The 20455-nt window shown below is 40.7% G+C and carries 17 protein-coding genes; 1 reads left to right on the top strand and 16 read right to left on the bottom strand.

From position 1 onward, the window contains the following. Window position 1 precedes the first annotated feature (1 nt). Window positions 2-514, top strand: a complete 513-nt coding sequence (locus tag LI164_RS01690) for a DUF4364 family protein (RefSeq protein WP_227086658.1) — start codon at window positions 2-4, stop codon at window positions 512-514. Window positions 515-604: 90 nt separating this feature from the next. Here LI164_RS01690 and LI164_RS01685 read toward each other — a convergent pair whose 3' ends face one another. The 16 genes from LI164_RS01685 to argB form a co-directional block, all read right to left on the bottom strand. Beyond that, window positions 605-1813 (bottom strand): DUF819 domain-containing protein, encoded by a 1209-nt coding sequence (locus LI164_RS01685; RefSeq protein WP_118447628.1) that lies wholly within the window; start codon window positions 1811-1813, stop codon window positions 605-607. Between the two features lie 51 nt (window positions 1814-1864). After that, entirely contained in the window at window positions 1865-2848 is a 984-nt protein-coding gene (locus LI164_RS01680; protein ID WP_005334417.1) for a dipeptidase, read from the bottom strand. A gap of 77 nt (window positions 2849-2925) precedes the next feature. Beyond that, window positions 2926-4485, bottom strand: coding sequence for an aminomethyl-transferring glycine dehydrogenase subunit GcvPB (gene gcvPB, locus LI164_RS01675; RefSeq protein ID WP_227086657.1), 1560 nt, complete (start codon window positions 4483-4485; stop codon window positions 2926-2928). Between the two features lie 2 nt (window positions 4486-4487). Next, the gene (gcvPA, locus tag LI164_RS01670) at window positions 4488-5906 is read right to left on the bottom strand and encodes an aminomethyl-transferring glycine dehydrogenase subunit GcvPA (RefSeq protein ID WP_227086656.1); all 1419 of its coding nucleotides are present in this window, start codon (window positions 5904-5906) and stop codon (window positions 4488-4490) included. A gap of 233 nt (window positions 5907-6139) precedes the next feature. Then, window positions 6140-7339, bottom strand: coding sequence for an ATP-NAD kinase family protein (locus LI164_RS01665; RefSeq protein WP_227086655.1), 1200 nt, complete (start codon window positions 7337-7339; stop codon window positions 6140-6142). 111 nt (window positions 7340-7450) lie between these two features. Beyond that, window positions 7451-8542, bottom strand: coding sequence for a radical SAM family heme chaperone HemW (gene hemW, locus LI164_RS01660; protein ID WP_227086654.1), 1092 nt, complete (start codon window positions 8540-8542; stop codon window positions 7451-7453). Beyond that, window positions 8542-10356 carry a translation elongation factor 4 gene (gene lepA, locus LI164_RS01655; protein ID WP_227086653.1) on the bottom strand — a complete coding sequence of 605 codons (1815 nt, stop codon included), beginning with the start codon at window positions 10354-10356 and terminating at the stop codon, window positions 8542-8544. Before lepA ends, hemW begins: the two co-directional genes overlap by 1 nt. 125 nt (window positions 10357-10481) lie before the next feature. Further along, complete coding sequence (holA, locus tag LI164_RS01650) at window positions 10482-11468, bottom strand: DNA polymerase III subunit delta (protein WP_227086652.1); 987 nt, start codon at window positions 11466-11468, stop codon at window positions 10482-10484. Further along, complete coding sequence (locus tag LI164_RS01645) at window positions 11452-13857, bottom strand: DNA internalization-related competence protein ComEC/Rec2 (RefSeq protein WP_227086651.1); 2406 nt, start codon at window positions 13855-13857, stop codon at window positions 11452-11454. The genes holA and LI164_RS01645 overlap by 17 nt, the downstream gene beginning before the upstream one ends. A 4-nt stretch (window positions 13858-13861) precedes the next feature. Then, window positions 13862-14779, bottom strand: coding sequence for a GerMN domain-containing protein (locus tag LI164_RS01640; protein WP_005334434.1), 918 nt, complete (start codon window positions 14777-14779; stop codon window positions 13862-13864). A gap of 14 nt (window positions 14780-14793) precedes the next feature. Next, window positions 14794-16260, bottom strand: a complete 1467-nt coding sequence (locus tag LI164_RS01635) for a cell wall metabolism sensor histidine kinase WalK (RefSeq protein WP_005334435.1) — start codon at window positions 16258-16260, stop codon at window positions 14794-14796. Next, entirely contained in the window at window positions 16217-16906 is a 690-nt protein-coding gene (locus LI164_RS01630; protein ID WP_005337074.1) for a response regulator transcription factor, read from the bottom strand. Before LI164_RS01630 ends, LI164_RS01635 begins: the two co-directional genes overlap by 44 nt. A 15-nt stretch (window positions 16907-16921) precedes the next feature. Then, a complete protein-coding gene (locus LI164_RS01625; protein WP_227086650.1) occupies window positions 16922-17650 on the bottom strand; it encodes a helix-hairpin-helix domain-containing protein in 729 nt (242 codons plus the stop codon). A gap of 125 nt (window positions 17651-17775) precedes the next feature. Next, window positions 17776-18207, bottom strand: coding sequence for a DMT family transporter (locus LI164_RS01620; protein ID WP_005334438.1), 432 nt, complete (start codon window positions 18205-18207; stop codon window positions 17776-17778). A 125-nt stretch (window positions 18208-18332) separates the two neighbouring features. Continuing rightward, on the bottom strand, window positions 18333-19523 hold the full coding sequence (locus tag LI164_RS01615; protein WP_105309057.1) for an aspartate aminotransferase family protein: 1191 nt from the start codon (window positions 19521-19523) through the stop codon (window positions 18333-18335). Next, on the bottom strand, window positions 19513-20412 hold the full coding sequence (gene argB / locus LI164_RS01610; RefSeq protein WP_022279143.1) for an acetylglutamate kinase: 900 nt from the start codon (window positions 20410-20412) through the stop codon (window positions 19513-19515). The genes LI164_RS01615 and argB overlap by 11 nt, the downstream gene beginning before the upstream one ends. Between the last annotated feature and the right edge of the window lie 43 nt (window positions 20413-20455).

Raw genomic sequence — 20455 nt, 5'->3', positions numbered from 1 at the left:
TATGGCAGAAGCATTTAAACTTTATAAACTGATTATTCTGTATATGCTGGATAAGGTGGATTTCCCACTGACTAATTCCCAGATTTCAGAATTCGTTTTAAACGAAGGCTACACGACATATTTTAAATTGCAACAGGCTCTTTCAGAGCTTTTGGATTCTGGATTTATTCGTGAAGAGTCCACGCACACAAGAACATTTTATCACCTGACAGAAGAAGGCGAGGAAACAATTCATTACTTTAAAAATGATATTTCACCTGCAATCCAGGAAGATATTAACAGTTTTCTCAGTAATAAACAATATGAACTGAAAAATGAAGTTGCCATAAAAGCTGACTATTATCGAAATCCCAACATGGAATATTGTGTCCGCTGTCAGATACTGGAACGTGATGCTCCTTTAATCGACCTGACGCTCACTGTTCCAACGGAATCTGAAGCAATGGCAATTGCAGCAAACTGGACACAAAAGAATGAAAAGATATACGCCAATCTAATGGCCGAATTATTATAGGTATATCCCAAAAAAAGAATGAACTGTATTTTAATTTTCATTGCAAATACAGTTCATTCTCTTTTTATTTAGCCCGGATTTGTATGATCATTATCTTCCAAGGAATGTTCCTATAAAGATTCCATAGTAGTTACCAATGACATATCCAAGAGTACCGACCAGAAGTGCCGGAACTACCATTGCCTGCCATCCTTTTGCAATTGCAAGCGCTGCGGCTGTTGTAGGTCCACCTATATTTGCATTCGATGCAATACAGATCTCTTCCAGGTTGAATTTGAAAATCTTACCAAATACAAAGGAGACAATCATGTTCATACCAACGATGATTGCACAGAATACAAGGAGTAATGGTGCCTGTGTCACGATCAGGTAGATAGATGCCGGAACACCGATTACTGCAAAGAAGATATGAATCAGGAATGTACCAATTTCCTGTGCGCCACCAATATTTCCCATAAATTCTGGTTTAATTGTTGCCAATAACATGGTCAATGTAGGCATGATCAAATATTTGTTTCCAAGAAGACCGTTTAATAATGACAGTCCAAAATTACTTGTTGGAATCAATCCTGCAAAGAAATCTGCAATTGCTGTAGAAATTGCTACGATTGCAAATGCAATCGCAAGTGCCTCTGCGATATCGATCAGTGCGACCGGTTTTGCTTTCCAGTAACTTGCTGCCTGGTTTTCACTTTCACCACTTGCTTTTCTTGCTTCTACTTCATCAATATATGGATGTTTAAATTTCTTCAAGAAGAATTTAATTGTTGGAATTGCAATCAGTACAAAGAAATAAAGTGCCATCAAAAGGTTATCTGCTACCACTGAAGAAGATACCATATCTCCGCTTGCTCCAAATGCATCAGACATTGCTACCATGTTCACACTTCCTCCTGTGTATGAACCAACCATCATAGCTGCTATCTTGTGCAGATCTGCAATCTGATTATGTAACAGAGAAAATGCTACAATACCACCGACCAGTGTACCAATACCGCTGATCAGATAAATTACAAGCACACGTCCACTTTCTTTCCAGATTTTCTTCACATTTGCATTAAACAAAAGAAGTGGTACTGCAAGTGGTACAACATATGACCATACAAAATCATATGCCGGTGCATCTGTCGGGATTACCCGGATGTTAGAAAGAATCATAGCTCCAATCAAAGCAATAACACAACCTGTTACTTTTCCTGCCCATTTGTACTTCTGCTCCATCCAGATAGCTAATGCTGCGACGACTACTAATATTGCAAACAACGCCCACGTATTATCCGCACTAATTAATGTTTTCATATGAATTCCTGCCTTTCTCAATCCTATAAACAAGTTACTTTTTCGTATTCTTTATTTCCATACTTCTTTGAATACTCGATAAAAATTCTTATAGCCAATCTTGTCAAGATCTTCCTGACTGTATCCCCTCTTCTTTAATACTGCCAGGATATTCTTTGCTTCTGCCTCATTAGAAATACCGTCGCCACTCGGTGAATCGACATGATCACTGAATGTCTTAAGCGCCTCTCCTCCAAGGTAGTCATCAAAGTCAAATCCAAGACCAATATGATCTATTCCGATCAGATCAGCAATATACTCGACATGGTCTGCCAAATGCTCGACATTTTGTTCATCGTGTTTTTCAGAAATAAACTCTCTCATACTGTTCATTCCCACCAGACCACCAGTCTTAGCAATCGCCTTCAACATGTCATCTGTCAGGTTGCGCATTGCCGGACATACACTACGTGCATTGGAATGTGATGCAATAATCGGTCCCTGCGCCAGATCAATGACGCCCCAGAAACATTTGTCATTTAGATGTGATACATCCATCACCATTCCAAGATCCTGAATCCGCTTTACGGCTTTCTTTCCTGCTTCTGTAAGTCCCCTTGTTACATCCACCGGCCATCCGGTTGCCAATGCGTTTAATTCATTCCAGGTAAGCATTGCATGTCTGACACCTACTTCATCATAAAAATAGTTGATCATATCAATGTCTTCCCCAATCTGGCTTAACCCTTCCATTCCGGTTACGATATTTAATTTTCCTTCTTTTGTGCCTTTTTCAAAATCATCATACTTCTTCACAAAATTCAGAATATCCGCAGAATCTTCCATTTCCTGCTTAATACTCTTTACAATCTGTTTGGATCGTTTCACTGGATCACTATCATATGGTGGATCGATCCAGATTACGAAAATTCCTCCTGTAACACCACCTTCCTGGAACTTATGCAGATGATGCTTACGAAAAATATCTCTTTCTCCGTGATCTACTGCACGGCAAGTTACATCTGTCCACACATCTCCATGTCCATCAAAAATCATTCTATCTTCTCCCTTCTAACATTTTCAAGACATCTCACATACCGATTATTTTTTCACCACCCTCCTGTTTCATCAGATTAAGAGTCTTTTTTCATTTTTATATATGCACGCCATGTTGTTGCAAATTTTTTCCACTCGGTAAGACCATCTTCCTGGATTCTGGATCCGAGTGCCGCATGATGCGGTGCTTCTTTTACAACTTGTGGTGTAGTATATGCTTCTTCTGCAATCTGACGATATGCATCTACAAATTCATCAATATCATCCTTTGAGTAAGATTCTACAGGCTCTGGTGTAAAAGGTTCTGGAATGATTCTTGGATGATGACTTGTAAAATAATCTTGAAAACCATAATCCACGATTCGTCTGCAGATATCATCTGTCGTTACGCCTGTCTCGTCCGTCAATTCTTTCCAGCTCAGTCTTGCCTGTTCTAATCTGTATTTTCCTTTCGCATATGGCAAAGAAATTCCTTTTATCTCCAAAAGTTTTTTCAACATATAATTATTATTTAAAATCGACATTTCTGCAATCTGTTTCATTCCATCCGGGCCGAGAGTTCGAATATATGCATAGGTTCTCACAAGAACCGCAGGCACTCCATAAAATTTTCTTAACTTTCCAATGCTATCCGGACGATTGTAATCCAGATAATATTTTTCTCCGTCAAATTCTACGGTCGGTGCTGCAACAAACTTTGCAAGCTTCTCACATACGCACTGTGCTCCGGCTGCCGGTCCCTGACATCCGTGCGGTGAAGAAAAGGATTTGTGCAGATTATAATGACACATATCAAATCCTGCATCTCGCGCTCTTGTAATTCCGAACAGTCCATTTAAGTTTGCCTGGTCATATACGCATAAGCCTCCAACTGCATGAACAATATCTACAAATTCTTTAATTTTCTCATTGTAGATTCCGGTATCTTCCGGATTGGTGATCATAAGTGCGGCTGTATGTTCAGAAACGGCTGCTTTTAGAGCATCTATATCTGGCACACCGTTTTCATCTGGATATAAAGTGATTACCTTATATCCAAGCGTTGCAGCGGCACCTGGATTGCCCGGATGCGATAAAATGGTCGTAATAATCTCATTTCGCTGTTCACCCTCACCTCTGGATTCATGATAAGCACGAATTGTCTCTACATTTGCAAAGATTGCCTGAGTACCGCCTCCTGGCTGTAAGCTTACTTTATCCATACCCGAAATTGCCTTGATGTACTGCTCATCTCGATACATAATTTCCAGGATCCCCTGAATAGTCGACTCGTCCTGATATGGATGAACTTCGCTTAATTTTTCAGATCTCACCAATTGTTCGTGTATCTTAGGACTATACTTCATAGTACAGGTTCCAAGCCCGATATCAATATTAAAATCTGTTCCAATCGTCTCCTGAGATAATCTCATATAATGTCTGAGTACCTGCATCTGAGACATTTCCGGAAGCTTAGGTGCTTTTTTTCGAATCAGATTTTTCGGAAGCAGCGTTTCTACGGTTCCTGTTGCTTTTGTAACTTTTTCATCTGCTTTGGGAACTAATATCCCTCGTTCACCTGGATTGCCAAGTTTCATAATTATAGGTTCGTCCCATCTTGCTTCGTGGAAATCCCGATTTGTCTTATAATATCCCATCACTATTCCCCCTTTACAATCCGCTTGAGGGTATCACGAAGATGCTCCATCTCTTCTAATGTCGTAATCTCTGATACACAATAAAGTGCACATTGCCCAAGCTCTGGGAAATCATAACTTAAGTCTTTTCCGCCAAATATGTTCTCTTTTAACAATTCTTTATTAATTTCTTCAACCGTCTTTCCAGTCTGGTTAAAATCTATTACAAACTCCTGAAACTTCGCATTCTCAAATCTCTTTGCCCGAACTTTCGGAATCTCATCTAAAATATCCTCCAGATATGCTGCATTCTGAATAATCGTCTCACCGAGTTCGTACATGCCCTGCGGCCCCATACTTGCCAGGTACACACCTGCCGTAATTGCCCAGAGACCTGTTTCTGTTCCAAAATACTCTTTTGCATTCTCACGGCTTCCATGAGAGCTTCGATAATTCATCGCTCTTCCCCATCCATATGTATCTTCTTTCTCTGTCTCTGTAATTCCGTACATATAAGTTGGAAATTGTTCTACCAGATCCATATTCTGATTACATGCAATAAATCCTGCCTGACCACCGCCGAACTGAATGTGCATTCCAAGAGGCTGTATATCTCCACATACAATATCAGCACCCTGATTTACCGGGCTCTCCATAATTCCAAGCGCTGCCACCTCTGTCTGTACAACACAATAAGCTCCTGCATCATGTGCCAGTTTTGCAATTTCTTCTCCTCTTGTCTCAAAGTTACCAAGATAAGTTGGATTTTCAAAAAATACAGCCGCAACATTTTTCTTTGCCAACTGTTCTTTCAACTCTTCCAGATCCATAAGTCCTGTCTCTGGTTCATAAGCTATTTTTCTTACTTCTGCCACATTTCTACAATACTGTACGACCTGTGAATATATTTCCGGATTCATAGTCTTCGGAACAAGAATCACTTTTCCAGCCATTCCTTTTTCTCTGACTGCTCTGACTGCCATACGAAGCGAAGATGCCACTGCCTGACCACCGTCATAAGTTGTATAACTTACAACATCTGTGTCCAGAAGTTCTCCCATCATGCTTGTGTATTCAAAGATTGCCTGCATCTTACCATGATCAGAATATGTATCTCCGCAGTAAGCAGTCAGAAACTCACCTCTGGAATTTATCTCATCGCAAATTGCCGGCACCTGATGTTTGTAACACCCGGCTCCAAGAAAGCTCGTATATTCTTCCGTTGTAATATCACGATTCAAAATTTCCATCACATGTCTTTTCAGTTCATATTCACTTCTGATTGGTTCCGGAATATCTAATCGTTCTTTATACAGCAATTCATCTGGAATTATACTTTTGTAAATGTCTTCTACGCTGTTGATCCCCAATTCATCCAACATTGCCTTCTTATTCTCTGGTACACTATTAGGCATATATGGATGTACAAAACTGTTTTCCACAAGAATCACTCCTTTCATGGCAGTTCACTTATTGATTATCTAAACATTTTTATTTATTTCACCTACAACACATACATTAGTCTTCAACCAGTGATTTCGTCAAGTTATTTTGTTAATTTTTTGATATTTTTGCAATATTTCATAAAAATAAAATAAAAAGCCGACCATTTGTCGACTTCTTTAAATATTCCATAATATTTATTTTTAATAAAAGACTATTTGCAGATTTTTCTTTATACAACCTTGTAAATAGCAGAATCAGAATTTTTGAATATAATTTTATAATACCCCTTTAAATACTCATCTGCATCTGCATCGCCGGTATCTACATGCATCGGCTGCCCGCCAAGTCCTGCCAGTTTTTCTTTTGTTGCTACAATTTCAATCTGTTCTTTTCCTACTTTTCTGATTACCCGTGGACTAATCTGCTGATTTCCTCTTCCTAACAAAAAACCATTCCCACCAATACAGGTCACCAGAATTTTTATATGACTGTATGAATTGACACAGTTCCACAATTCTCTTTCATTCGCATCTCGAAGTATGATTTTACCATTTCTGATCACATCCACTCCACGGACAGTTCCATGTACGTTCTTTTTCCCAGTATCCTCCTGCTCGTCATTTTCACACAATAACTCTTTTATCTTCCAGGTCGTTCCTCCCGGACCGATAATATAAACCCAGTCCTTTTCCATTCGCAAGATTGCTGCCCTCGCTATTATAGTTGCGGACTCGCCTGACCCCAAATCCAATTCTTTTGCCTTTTGTAAATGTTTTCCATCACTTAATACTTCCAAAAATCCGTACAATTGGGGGCTTATGTTTCTGGAATCTAAATCCTTCTCTTCAATATCAAGAACTTCCCTCATTTCATAAGACATCTCTTTTCCTTCAAGCCACCCTGCCAACATCTCACCTGCCTGATATGGATTACAGGCATAACACGCAGAATACATCTTCACTCCCGCCGGGATTCCAAGAACCGTCACATCCGTACCGACGGCTTCACAAATGTCCCTTGCAGTCCCATCTCCTCCACAAAACACGAGAAGATCCACACCCTGTTCTTTCATAACTTGTGCACAAAGCTTCGTATCTTCTGCGCTGCTTGTGTCGGCTTTTGGACATAACACCACATCACATGGGATTTTAAGTTTCTTAAGCAAAGCTTCTCCCATATCCCCTGATGCACTTAGGATTGAAAAATTTTTCTCTCCCACCAATCCTTTATCTCCTGCAACTAAACTTGCGGTAAGATCTGCAATTTTGCTCATACAGCTTTCTGCTCTCTTGGAGGCTGTTCTTTCACAGCCTTCCAGCAAAAGCTTTTCTATTTTTTTGTAATTGTCACTTCCTTTTAGACCGGCTTTTCCACCAATTCCAGCATATGGATTTAGAATAAAACCTATTTTCTTTTTCTTAGTCTCCATCTTTTCCCCTGTGTCGTTGCTGTTTTATGTAAACTTTTTTATTGCTATATAATTTTAAAACTTTCTTTTATCGTTTTTATGTTATCAAATCAACAAATCCAAGAATAATCTTTACAACAAAAACTCACTCATAACATAGTTGCTGACATCGATTCCACGATCTGTAAGTTTCACAAAGTCTTCTCCATCTTCCAGAAGTCCTTTCTGTTCCATGTCTCTTATCACATTTCCATAAATGTTCTCCATGCTCTCACCATACATCTTAAGAAATTCTATTTTTGATACACCTTTCATCATACGCAGGCCAAGGAACATCGTCTCTTCCATCTGTGCAGATACAGTTAACTTTTCCGGCTCTTCTCCATAATTAAATCTACTGTTATTAATCAGTGATGCAGCTCCGGTTCCAATCCCCAGATATTCTGTTCGCTCCCAGTATCCAATATTATGTCTGCAAGCATATCCAGGCTTTGCATAATTAGAAATCTCATATCTTTCATATCCGTATTTCGAAAGTATTTCTTTCGTTCTCCAATACATCTTACGCTCTGTCTCTTCATCCGGTAATTCGTCTGCATGACGCCCTTCCCCATACTCCTCATAAAATGGAGTACCTTCCTCCACGATCAGACTATATGCAGAAATGTGTTCCGGGGCAATCTCTGCCACTGTTTTTAAGTTTTCCTCCCAGTCAGTAAGACTTTGTCCCGGAATTGCTGACATCAGATCAACATTAATATTCTCAAATCCTTCTGCTCTTGCCATATGATATGTTTCAAGAAATTCTTCATATGTATGAATACGACCCAGTATCTGAAGTTCTCTATTTTTTGTAGATTGCAGGCCAATGCTTAATCGGTTAATTCCACATTTTTTATAACCGGAAAGCTTTTCCCTGTCTACAGTTCCAGGATTCATCTCAACTGTGATCTCTGCATTTTCTTCTACAACAAATGTATCACGGACTGCTGAAAATATCTGCTGCATCTGAAAAGCTGTCAAAGTAGAAGGCGTTCCCCCACCGACAAAGATACTGATAACACGGCAAGCCTTCGCCAGGTGCGCGTATGAGCGAATATCCTGACAAAGGCTTTTCACATAAGATTCCCTCTCATCCGCCGTTGACGGACCTGAGAGGAAATCGCAATATTTACATTTTTTTTTACAAAATGGTATATGAATATATAATTCTAATAATCTCATTATTTGTCATCCAACTTCAGTACACTCATAAATGCTTTCTGAGGAATCTCTACATTACCAACCTGACGCATACGCTTCTTTCCTTCTTTCTGTTTTTCAAGAAGCTTTCTCTTACGGCTGATATCACCACCGTAACATTTTGCAAGCACATCTTTTCGCATTGCTCTTACAGTCTCACGGGCAATAATCTTCCCACCAATAGCCGCCTGAATCGGGATTTCAAAGAGCTGTCTTGGGATCTCTTCTTTAAGCTTCTCGCACATCTTTCTTCCACGTTCATATGCAGTATCTGCATGGACGATAAAGGAAAGAGCGTCTACTTCTTCTTTATTGACCAGAATATCCAGTTTTACAAGTTCAGATCTCTGGTATCCGTCCATCTCATAATCAAAAGAAGCATATCCTCTGGATCTGGACTTCAATGCATCAAAGAAATCGTAGATAATCTCGTTGAGCGGCAGTCTGTAATGCAGAACTACACGGGTCTCTTCAATATATTCCATGCCAAGATACTCTCCTCGTCTCTCCTGACATAGATCCATAATCGTACCGATAAATTCGGATGTTACCATAATCTCAGCCTTTACCATCGGCTCTTCCATATATTCAATCTCAGAAGGATCCGGAAGATTAGACGGGTTTGTCAGTTCTATGACATCTCCGTTCGTCTTGTATACTTTATAAATAACTCCCGGTGCTGTTGTAACAAGATCAAGATTATACTCTCTCTCCAGACGCTCCTGAATAATCTCCAGATGGAGAAGTCCCAAAAAGCCACAGCGAAATCCAAATCCAAGAGCAATGGAAGTCTCCGGCTCAAACTGCAGGGACGCATCATTTAATTGAAGCTTCTCAAGAGCATCCCGAAGATCCGGATACTTTGCCCCATCCGCAGGATACAGTCCACAGTAAACCATCGGATTCACTTTCTTATATCCCGGCAACGGCTCCTCGCAAGGATTCGCTGCATCTGTGATCGTATCTCCTACACGGGTATCTCCGACATTCTTCAAGCTGGCAGTAATATAGCCTACCATACCTGCTTCCAGCTCATCACATGGAATGAATTGTCCGGCTCCAAAATATCCGACTTCAACGACATCTGCCTCTGCTCCTGTCGCCATCATACGGATCTTCGTACCTTTTCTCACGGTACCTTCACGGAGTCTGCAAAATACGATAACCCCTTTATAAGAATCATATAGTGAATCAAAAATCAATGCCTTCAATGGTGCTTTCGGATCTCCGCCCGGTGCCGGGATCTTTTCCACAATCTGCTCCAGAACCTGATCTACATTCAGCCCTGTCTTTGCAGAAATAAGTGGCGCATCATGTGCCTCGATTCCAATGATATCTTCAATCTCTTCAATGACACGGTCCGGCTCTGCACTTGGAAGATCAATCTTATTAATAACAGGCATTACATCCAGATCATGATCCAACGCCAGATATACATTGGCCAGTGTCTGAGCCTCTACTCCCTGAGCTGCGTCTACGACCAGAATCGCGCCGTCACACGCTGCCAGACTTCTTGATACTTCATAGTTAAAATCTACATGTCCCGGTGTGTCGATCAGGTTAAAGATATACTCTTCTCCGTCTTTTGCCTTATATACTGTACGGACTGCCTGAGCCTTGATCGTGATTCCGCGCTCGCGCTCCAGATCCATATTGTCAAGCACCTGTGCCTGCATCTCGCGGCTCGTCAGAAGCCCTGTCTGTTCAATGATACGGTCTGCCAATGTTGATTTACCATGGTCAATATGAGCCACAATACAAAAATTGCGAATTTTACTTTGATCTATTCCTGCCACTTATCTTCTACCTCTTTATCTCTTTATCTTAAACTTTTTTCTATTATAATGATGTTAGAGTCAAAAGCCCCAACTATGATACATACAGATTGTTTCATGCGATGCACTCCCACAATGCTAATGCGCTACTTCTTTGGTGCACTATACTTCACAATGAATAACTCTACACTCATTGTATCACTGAGCCGTCCGGTCTTTACAGCTTCTTCTGTATCTGCCGCTTCTTCCATGATACCTTTTAGTTCTCTCATTGTAAAGCTTCTGCTCTGTTGCATGTATTTTCCTGCCACAAATGGATGAAGTCCCGCTTTTTTTGCGATGGTGCTTTTGTCTGCTCCCTGGTTCATCAGATCTTTCACCTGCAAAAGCAGACGGAATTGTCTCGCCAGCAAATATAAAATCCTCATCGGAGGTTCTTTTAACGCCAACAAATCATAATAATAATCCAAAGCTTCCCTTTGCTGCCTTGTTGCAACTGCTTCAATCATATCAAAAATCTTATTCGTGATCTGCGTCGTACAGATTGCATCAATATCCGCCACCGTAATCTCATTTCTTCCAAGCGTATAAGAAAACAGCTTTTCCATCTCCCGCTCCAGATTTTCCATGTCGGTTCCAGTTCGGGACAACATGTATTCTGCAGTGGACTGCTTAATCTGCCTGCCTTCACGCTTTATATTACCAGCAAGCCACAAAAGCAATGTCTTCTCATCCTGTCTTCCAAGCTCGACCACTCTTCCGGTATCCTTTACGGCCTTATACATCTTACTCCGCTTGTCAACTTCACTCTCCACAAATACAAAGCAGACCGTTTCTGGCATGCTCTTAATATAATCTGCAAACTTTGCATCTGCATTCTTAAATAAGCCAGAATCTTCAATCACAATGAGACGCTTTTCTGCAAAAAATGGCATTGTCTCTGCCAGATCTATAATCTCCGGTACATTGATCCCCTTGCCTTCATAATGCGCATAGTTCACTGTATCACCTTCCGGAAGCACAGCTTTTGTCAATCTGTCACGGTACTGCTTTTTCAGATAAGCCTCTTCTCCATACAAAAGATATGCCTGCTTGATATTCCCTGTTTTCAAATCTTCATTCAGATTCTTCATAAGCTGTCGTTTCGCTCCCTTCCTTAAGAGTATACTGAATTTTCCCACCGAATTCAACCGTGATTTCAATTCCTCCACAATTTGCCGTAGCTAAGATCCGGCTGCCGTTTTTTTCTAATCTTTCAATAGTTTCTCTGTGCGGATGCCCATATGAATTCTCTATCCCAGCCGATATGATTGTGTACTTTGGTCTGACTTTCTGAAGAAATATTTCAGAAGAGGAATTTCTGGAACCATGATGTGCCGCCTTCAATACCTCAAATGCTTTTTCAGGACAATATTTTTCTATAGATTCACAAAGTTTTTCTTCCCCCATACCTTCCACATCCCCGGTAAATAAAAAATCAAATTCCCGGTAACTGACAGATAAAACCATGGAAGCTCCATTACCAGTTTCTCCGGAATAATCACTCCCCGGACAAAGACAGAGGATTTTCATTCCCTGTTTTTCAATCTCCTGTCCTTGCTCCATAACCGCTACCTGCACTCCATTTTCTATTGCATATATTGCTAATTTCTTCAGGTTTTCGTCCCAGACACTTTCTTTTGGAAATACAAGCGTTTTAATCTTCACACCGATTTTCTGCCTCGATATCATTTCTTCAATCCCGTTCGTGTGATCACTGTCACCATGGGAAATGAACACATAATCCAGTGTCCCGACTCCTTTCGATAACAGATATGGCTCGATCCTGTACTGCCCGACATTCTTCACATCACTGCTCCCTCCGTCAATCATACAGGTCATACCTCCGGGACTCTTTAAAAATATTCCATCACCTTGACCCACATCCAACACCGTCACTTGCATCTGCGACAAACTATCAAAACGGTGAAGCAGAACAAATAATCCCAAAGCACATAACATTCCTGTCAATATATTTCCACGTTTTCTTTGTTTTTCACATTCCTGTGCTTCATTGCGTTCCTGCCCTTTCGCATACTCTTTTTTCTGAGTATGTTTCTTCTCATAGTAGTATATAACATATATGACCACTACGCAGCCGTAGTAGAACAATATCTGCCAGATCTTAATTCTTCCAATAACAACTCTTGCCCCAGGAAGTTCCAAAAAAAACTCACAGCATCTTTCATAAATCGTCAGAATAAACCCACAGATTCCCAGCATACACTTTCCTGGAATCTTGAACATACCAGAGCACAACATACATATAAAACTTCCAGTAATTCCCAGGCTCAGCAAAATTGTCATGAGCGGAATTACAAGCAGATTTAAAAATGTTGCATAGAATGGAAATTCATAAAAAAAATACAGAACAACAGGTAAAAGAAATAATTGCATTTCTATGTTGCTTATTATCATACTTTTTATTTGTATTATCCAAGCCTTATTTTCTCTGTTTTTCTGAATGTCTATCTCTGTTCTTGTTTTTGCTTTCTCCATCTGTCCGGCTGGCATTATAACCACCACTGCAAATACTGCAAAAAATGACAGCCAGAACGCCCCGTCGTAAATACTGAGCGGCCGCCAGATGAGTACTACTGCCGCTGCCACAGAAAGTGCCGTCACACTGTCATAATGTCTCCCCGCGATTTCTGCACCTACCCGGAACAAATACATAATACCGGCACGGATCACAGATACTGTAACCCCAATCATCAATACATAAAGAAAGAAAAAGAAGATACCTCCGATTCCTCCTATCGTATAACTTCCTGTCAGTTTTCTAAGTAACTGATAAATTCCGATCCCGATTACCGACAGGTGCAAACCGGAAATTGCCAATATATGTCCGATTCCGTTCACCTGATATAGTTTTTTTATCTCTGGATCCATCTGGGATTTTTCTCCAAGAAGTATGGTGCTTAAAATACTGCCGTTTTTCTCTCCCGCTTCACTCAGTAATGTATTTCTACAATGTACTCGTATATTCTCCAATACATTTTGTATCCGATTTACTGTGTGGTCTGTTATTCTTAAAGTTTCACTCCATACTTTTCCGTGAATATTCTGCCTTTGATAATAGGCTTTCTGATCAAAATTCCCCGGATTACGCGCAGTTTCAAAAAAACTAAGCTTCCCTTCCGCCTCCACCTCATTTCCTATCTGTATCTTATTTTTCTTCTCATCATAAATGAGCATTCTGGATTCTTTTATTAACGATTGCTGACTTTGTTGATTTTGTTGACTCTGTTGATCTTTCTGAAAATAGACAGAACATTTTTTCAGATATAATATCTGATACTTTTCTTTTTCTTCTTTTTTATATACCTGGCCCCTGACAATCAGCCAATCATCTTTTTCTCCATATTGTTCAACAGGAGAAGGGCGAAGCTCTGACACGAACTTCGCACCCGCCCCGGCTGTCAGGATTCCGATTAAAATTGCGATCACCAGGCATAAACTGCATAGTGGTCTGTTTTTCAAATGATTAATCCTCCACAATATCTTCCCGCTCTGTAAGCGGCTGGCTAAGATCCACCTGATCCTGATACTTAAGATTTGAATCTCCATTAACCAGAATCTGTACTTTTGATGCACTTCCTCCTCGAATTATAGAATTTACGATAGAATAAATAGTAACTTCCGGCTGTATATCTGTCATATTCAAAAATCCATTATCAAAATTCACATAACATACATCATCTTTCACAGACACACCCAAAAGTACCGTATCCATAGGAATGACCTTTTTATAAGTTTCTGCAAAAGGTCCTTTCATCAGTTCTTCTACAATCAACTTCTCTTTCAATGTATTGCTGTTGTACCGGACATGTTCTGTCTCAGTCACGAGCTTATCTCCCTCACTGTTTGCAAAATACAATTCAAGATCTACACTTTGATATGTATGAAGTGTGGAACCTATATTCTGAACAAAATATTCGTCATTCATAGCTCCGATTTCGTTACCATTCGCATCACACAATGGATCCCCACCAATATATAATTTTACAGAATCAACCCCATCAATCTGTATCAGTGACTGAACCAGTGACGCACGAAAAAGAAGTTCCGGCACTTTTTTCACATTTTTATATTCCTGATTAAAAGATATCCCCAGTCGTCCATTTGTAAGTTCCCATTTTTCCACTTTTATCTTTTTGGGAAATGTACTCTTTACTTCTACATCTTCTGGATTTTTCTTCAGTTCTTTTAGCATAGATTCAATCTTCTCTTCCGTAGTATCCCCTTCTATTTGAACTTTTTCCTGTTCCAGTGCCTGGGTCTGTACATTTACATAATACAGTTCATAAGTTTCCTCACCCGTATCATTTTTCTTACAGGACATAAGGAGAGCCACGCATATAAGAATCCCTAACAAAGCTGTAAATTTCCTTCGTTTTTTCATACTGCCTCTCCTTTCTATGACACGTAAGTCAATGGAATTTTCACTGTAAATGTTGTTCCTTTTCCCGGCTGACTGTAAACCTTAATCGCACCTCTGTGCATAACAATTGCACTTCTTGCAATCGCAAGTCCAAGTCCGGTTCCTCCGATTTCTCTGGAGTGAGACTTATCTACCCGGTAGAATCTCTCAAAAATATGATCTGTCTCCTCCGGTGCGATTCCAATGCCGGAATCAGCCACTTCAATATAAAACAACTTGTGATCTGCATTTAACGCCACATGCACCCAGCCATTTTCCTGATTATATTTAATCGCATTTTCCACCAGGTTTGTGATTGCAAGCGATAATTTCACTTCATCTACCTCCGCAGTCACCGGTCGGAAACTTTCAAACACCACCTCTATATTATTTTTTGCCGCAATTGGACGAAGCTGTTTTAATATTCTTTCCACAAGAGTATTAATGTTCACGGAAGAAATATTCATCGTATCCGCTGTTTTGTCCATTTTAACGAGAGATAGAAGATCATTAATAATCTTGTTCTCACGCTCTATTTCTTCTGACAGATCCCCCATAAACTCCTTGTACAACTCCACCGGAACATCTTCCTGTGTCAGCAATGAATCTGATAATACCTTCATAGACGTAAGTGGTGTTTTCAATTCATGAGACACATTTGACACAAATTCTGTCCTTGAATCATCCAACACCCGGAGTCTTCCCAGCATTTTATTAAATGCTTCTGTCATCTGTCTCGTCTCTGTATATGCATTTTCATGGAGCATACTTTCATCATAGCCTGCCGTTGCATTTTCCAGTGATCTGGTAATTCTGATGAATGGCCGGACCATAAGCTTACTGAATACCAGTGCTATAAGCACCCAGATGATCAGGATTACGCCTCCTACTGTTCTGACACTTGACCGAAGTTCATGAAGTGTATCTACGATCGTATCTGTGGACACACTGACTAACATAACGCCCTTTACTTCATTGGTCTGTGAATCAGCAATCGGTGAAGTCACTTCAATATAGCGGTTCCCTGAATCATAATGGCTGGTTCCCTGCCCTTTTAAACACTGAATCACATCACCTGAAACAATGGTCTTTCCATCGTCCATTCCATATGTATCTTCCATAATCTGAAAATTATCATCGATCAACATCACCCGGCCATTGTAAATATTTGTCAACTGGTCGAGTTCTGTCTTTATAAATTCTGAATTTTTTCCCTTCAGGTCACTGCTGTCACCCAATTGATTGCATAGAATTGTACATTGACTCTGAATCTCGGCAGTGCGTACATTCACTGCCCTTTTTTCATAAGTACTAAGGAGTACCCCCTCAATGATCAGCACCGGAATGATCCCTGCCAGAATGATCAGGAATCCAATCTGAAACCTGAGACTCCCTAGTCTGCTTCTTTTCAAATACTTCTTAACCCCTAAAATAATAACCAACTCCCCACTTCGTATGTACATACTTCGGATCACTCGGATTCTTTTCTATCTTCTCCCGAAGTCTCCGGATATGTACATCGACAGTTCTTGCGTCACCGGGATACTCATATCCCCATACGATATTCAGAAGATTCTCTCTGCTGTAGACTTTATCCTGATTCATTGCAAGAAGCTCCAGAAGATCAAATTCCTTTGCTGTCAGATTCACTTCCCGTTCTCCGATCACAACTCTTCTTCCTTCGCAGTCAATCTTCATATCGCCTTTGACGATCTGTCTTCCTTCCGGCCGTTCCTCTGTCTGTCTTTCGGTTCTTCTCATGATTGCCTTGATTCTTGCCTTCACTTCCAGAATGTTAAATGGCTTCGTGATATAATCATCTGCACCATATTCCAGTCCGAGGATCTTGTCCATATCCTCGCCTTTTGCTGTCAGCATCACAATTGGCACATCAGAAAATTCACGTACCTGCTGACACACCTGAAATCCATCCAGTTTAGGCAGCATCACATCCAAAAGTATAATGTTATACTTATTCTCACGGATCAGTTTCAATGCTTCCTCACCGTCATAGGCACAGTCCACATCCATACCATCTTGTTCCAGACTGAACCTTATTCCCTTCACAATCAGTTTTTCATCGTCTACTACTAATACTTTTCTGCTCATTGCCAGTCTCCCCTGTCAAATCTTAATCTGATCTTTTAATTTCTGAAAGGTCCCCTTTTTGATTCCTTCTACTTCCATAAGCTCTTCTACCGAGCGGAATTCGCCATGTTCTTCCCGGTATTTTAAAATTGCCTGTGCACGCACATCACCAATTCCATTTAATGTCAGCAATTCTTCTTTTGAAGCTGTATTCAAATTAACTTTTCCGTCATCCTGCCCGGATACATTTTCCACAGCCTGCACACTGAATGTCTCATCACTCTCAGATGCATTTCTGGTTGACGTAACTTTTCCGGAATCTACCTCTTCCTGTGACGGAACATAAATCTGCTGCCCGTCCTTTAGAAGCTCAGCCTGATTCAGATAAGAAAAAGCGGCAGTTGTAGTCATACCTCCTGCTGCCTCTATCGCTTCAAAAACTCTGCTATCCTGTTGTAATTCATAGACTCCTGGCTGATTTACATTGCCGCACACATGTACATACAGCTTCTCTGGTCTATCTTCTGTGTCAGGCACCGCATCATCTTTCTTCTTAGCAGTGTCTTCTTCCTTCACTTTTCCGACATCTTCTGTGGTATCTTCTCTTGAGTCTTCCGGTGTACTTTCCGGTTCTTCTTCCCTGACAGACACTGTCTTAAGATCTGTCTCCTGTGACTTTTTCTGGCAGCCCACACAAAATACCACGCACATAATTACAACTACGCTTCTGATAAAATACCTGTAATTCCACCTTGTCCTACTCATATGTCCTCCTTTGTAATTCTCATACAAAGTGGCTTGTACCCTCAAAATGTAAGACAGTTTTATTGTACTATCTCCATTCCAAAATTGCAACTGCGATCCGCCAAAGAGACGTAAAATCACTTCTATTATTTCCACTGAAAAATTGCAATTCCAATCAGTGCTATCCCCATGCCGATTACTTTTCTCCATTCCAGAGGTTCTTTATCAACCCCAAACAATCCGAGAAGTTCAATCCCATAAGCTACGATCAACTGTGCGATAACGATCAGTAATGCTGCTTTTGCCGGGCCAAGCTGGTTCATTGCCCGAATTACTGTAAGTGTAATTCCAGCCCCGATCACTCCTCCCAAAAGCAGATATCTGGGCTCTACTTTCATAAGTACCATCGGATTATCTCTACCTGCAATCAGCCAGGCAATCAGACAGACGGCAAATGCAGTAAGCTGCACCCATGCATTGCCAACCCACATACCTGTCGTCTTGGTAACTTCTGTATTAAAAACACCTTGTATACTCATCAATGCCCCTGATAAAAGAGCAATAAAAAAACCGACCATTGTGATACCTCCTTACCTGTCGTAATTAGTATATCCGTGCGTCGGTTTTTATATTCCTTTTTATAAATGCCAGATACATTTCATGATGCCTGCGGATTGCTCCACATTTTTTCACTCTGCTATTATTACAGAACCTTTTTCAAAATCTCCAGCATCTCATCTACATGCTCTTTTTCAATCACAAGTGGCGGAACCAGGCGAAGTACATTCCCCTTTGCACTGATAATAAGAAGTCCTTCTTTCAGTGCCTCCGAGCTAATCTCTCCTACCGGCTTCTTAACCTTAATCCCCTGGATAAGTCCAATTCCTCGTCTCTCCAGAACTGCGTCATTTGCTGCAACAAGTTCATCCAGCTTTTCTGTCAGATATGCGCCAATCTCACGCACATGAGCTGTGAGATCGTATTTTTCAAATAACTCCAGCGTCTTGGCAACTGCTGCGCACGCCAGCGGATTTCCACCGTAAGTTGTTCCGTGATCTCCCGGCTCAAGAGAATATTCTGACACTTCTTTTGTCATGGCAAATGCTCCTACCGGAACTCCATTTCCAATTGCTTTTGCCATCGTCATGATGTCCGGTTTTACACCATATCCCTGCCATGCAAACATAGAACCTGTACGTCCCATACCACACTGAATCTCGTCACAAATCAGAAGAATTCCTTCTTCATCACAAATCTGGCGGAGTCCTTTCATAAATTCATCAGTAGCCGGAGTGATTCCGCCTTCCCCCTGAAGAGCTTCCAGAATAATTGCGCATGTCTTATCACTTACCAGTGCTTTTACACTGTCAAGGTCATTGTATTTTGCAAATTTCACGCCCGGTATCAGTGGCTCAAATGGCGTTCTGTAATGCTCTGTTCCGGTAACAGACAATGCTCCCATGCTTCTTCCATGGAAAGAATCCTCCATAGCAATGAACTCATAACGTCCGGTACCTTTTTTGTAAGCATATTTTCTGGCAGCTTTTAATGCACCTTCAATTGCCTCCGTACCACTGTTAGTAAAAAATACTTTATCCATCTCACATGCTTTCAAAAGTGCTTTTGCTGCTTTTCCGCACGTTGTATTATAGTATAAATTCGAAGTATGTGTCAGAAGATCGATCTGATTTTTTAATGCCGTCTTATACTCTTCATTACTGTATCCAAGTCCACATACCGCAATTCCTGCCGCAAAATCCAGATACTTCTTTCCTTCTGTATCATAAAGATAAACACCCTCACCATGATCTAAGACAACCGGAAAACGGTTATATGTATGGACCAGTTCTGAGTTTGTCTCTTCCATATATGTATTTGTCTGATTATTCTCCATCATAATACCTTCTCTCACTGTCATTTAAAATAGCTGTACCAATTCCTTTGTTTGTAAAGATTTCAAGCAGCAGGCAGTGTGGAATTCTTCCATCCAGAATATGAACCCTGGATACCCCACTCTCAATAGCCTCGATACAGTTGTTGATCTTCGGAAGCATTCCGCCACCGATATATCCATCTCCCACCAGCTTATGAGCCTCTGATACTGTCAGTTCAGAAATCAGTGTGGATGAATCCTGTGGATCCTTATAGACTCCTTCAATATCTGTCAGGAATGCAAGCTTCTCTGCTTTCATGGCTTTTGCAATCGCACATGCTGCATCATCTGCATTAATATTGTATGTATTGTTGTCATCGTCCAGTCCTACCGGGCAAATGATTGGAAGGAAATCTTTTTCCAGAAGATCGTAAAGAATATCTGCATTTACATTTGTCACATCACCGACAAATCCGATATCTTCACCATTTGCATATTTTTTCTTTACAGAGAGAAGTCTTCCGTCTTTTCCACTGATTCCGATCGCGCGGACTCCCAGGCTCTCTACAAGCTGAACAAGACTTTTATTTACCTTGCCCAGAACCATCTCAGCCAGCTCCATAGTTGCCTCATCGGTCACACGAAGTCCATTCTTAAATTCCGGTTTCATACCAACTTTTCCAACCCAGCGGCTGATTTCCTTACCGCCGCCATGAACAATGATCGGTTTGAAGCCTACCAGTTTCAAAAGTGTGACGTCCTGAATGACTCTTGCTTTGAGTTCCTCGTCAACCATGGCACTTCCACCATATTTTACTACGATAATCTTACGGTTAAAACGCTGGATATATGGAAGCGCCTCAATCAGTACTTCTGCTTTATCCAAATATTGCTGCATATCTTTATTCATGTCCAAAAACTTCCCTTCTGTCGTCCAACTACTAGTTTCTAGC

It is taken from the genome of Dorea sp. 210702-DFI.3.125, assembly GCF_020560945.1.
Lineage (GTDB): Bacteria > Bacillota > Clostridia > Lachnospirales > Lachnospiraceae > Dorea > Dorea formicigenerans.
This window is presented reverse-complemented; position numbering and strand designations above follow the sequence as displayed.

Excerpts from the sequence above, each read along its gene's own strand:
- LI164_RS01690 (WP_227086658.1), top strand. The coding sequence starts at position 2 with ATGGCAGAAGCATTTAAACTTTATAAACTGATTATTCTGTATATGCTG.
- LI164_RS01685 (WP_118447628.1), bottom strand. The coding sequence starts at position 1,813 with ATGAAAACATTAATTAGTGCGGATAATACGTGGGCGTTGTTTGCAATA.
- LI164_RS01680 (WP_005334417.1), bottom strand. The coding sequence starts at position 2,848 with ATGATTTTTGATGGACATGGAGATGTGTGGACAGATGTAACTTGCCGT.
- gcvPB (WP_227086657.1), bottom strand. The coding sequence starts at position 4,485 with ATGGGATATTATAAGACAAATCGGGATTTCCACGAAGCAAGATGGGAC.
- LI164_RS01665 (WP_227086655.1), bottom strand. The coding sequence starts at position 7,339 with ATGGAGACTAAGAAAAAGAAAATAGGTTTTATTCTAAATCCATATGCT.
- hemW (WP_227086654.1), bottom strand. The coding sequence starts at position 8,542 with ATGAGATTATTAGAATTATATATTCATATACCATTTTGTAAAAAAAAA.
- holA (WP_227086652.1), bottom strand. The coding sequence starts at position 11,468 with ATGAAGAATCTGAATGAAGATTTGAAAACAGGGAATATCAAGCAGGCA.
- LI164_RS01640 (WP_005334434.1), bottom strand. The coding sequence starts at position 14,779 with ATGAAAAAACGAAGGAAATTTACAGCTTTGTTAGGGATTCTTATATGC.
- LI164_RS01635 (WP_005334435.1), bottom strand. The coding sequence starts at position 16,260 with ATGTACATACGAAGTGGGGAGTTGGTTATTATTTTAGGGGTTAAGAAG.
- LI164_RS01630 (WP_005337074.1), bottom strand. The coding sequence starts at position 16,906 with ATGAGCAGAAAAGTATTAGTAGTAGACGATGAAAAACTGATTGTGAAG.
- LI164_RS01625 (WP_227086650.1), bottom strand. The coding sequence starts at position 17,650 with ATGAGTAGGACAAGGTGGAATTACAGGTATTTTATCAGAAGCGTAGTT.
- LI164_RS01620 (WP_005334438.1), bottom strand. The coding sequence starts at position 18,207 with ATGGTCGGTTTTTTTATTGCTCTTTTATCAGGGGCATTGATGAGTATA.
- LI164_RS01615 (WP_105309057.1), bottom strand. The coding sequence starts at position 19,523 with ATGGAGAATAATCAGACAAATACATATATGGAAGAGACAAACTCAGAA.
- argB (WP_022279143.1), bottom strand. The coding sequence starts at position 20,412 with ATGAATAAAGATATGCAGCAATATTTGGATAAAGCAGAAGTACTGATT.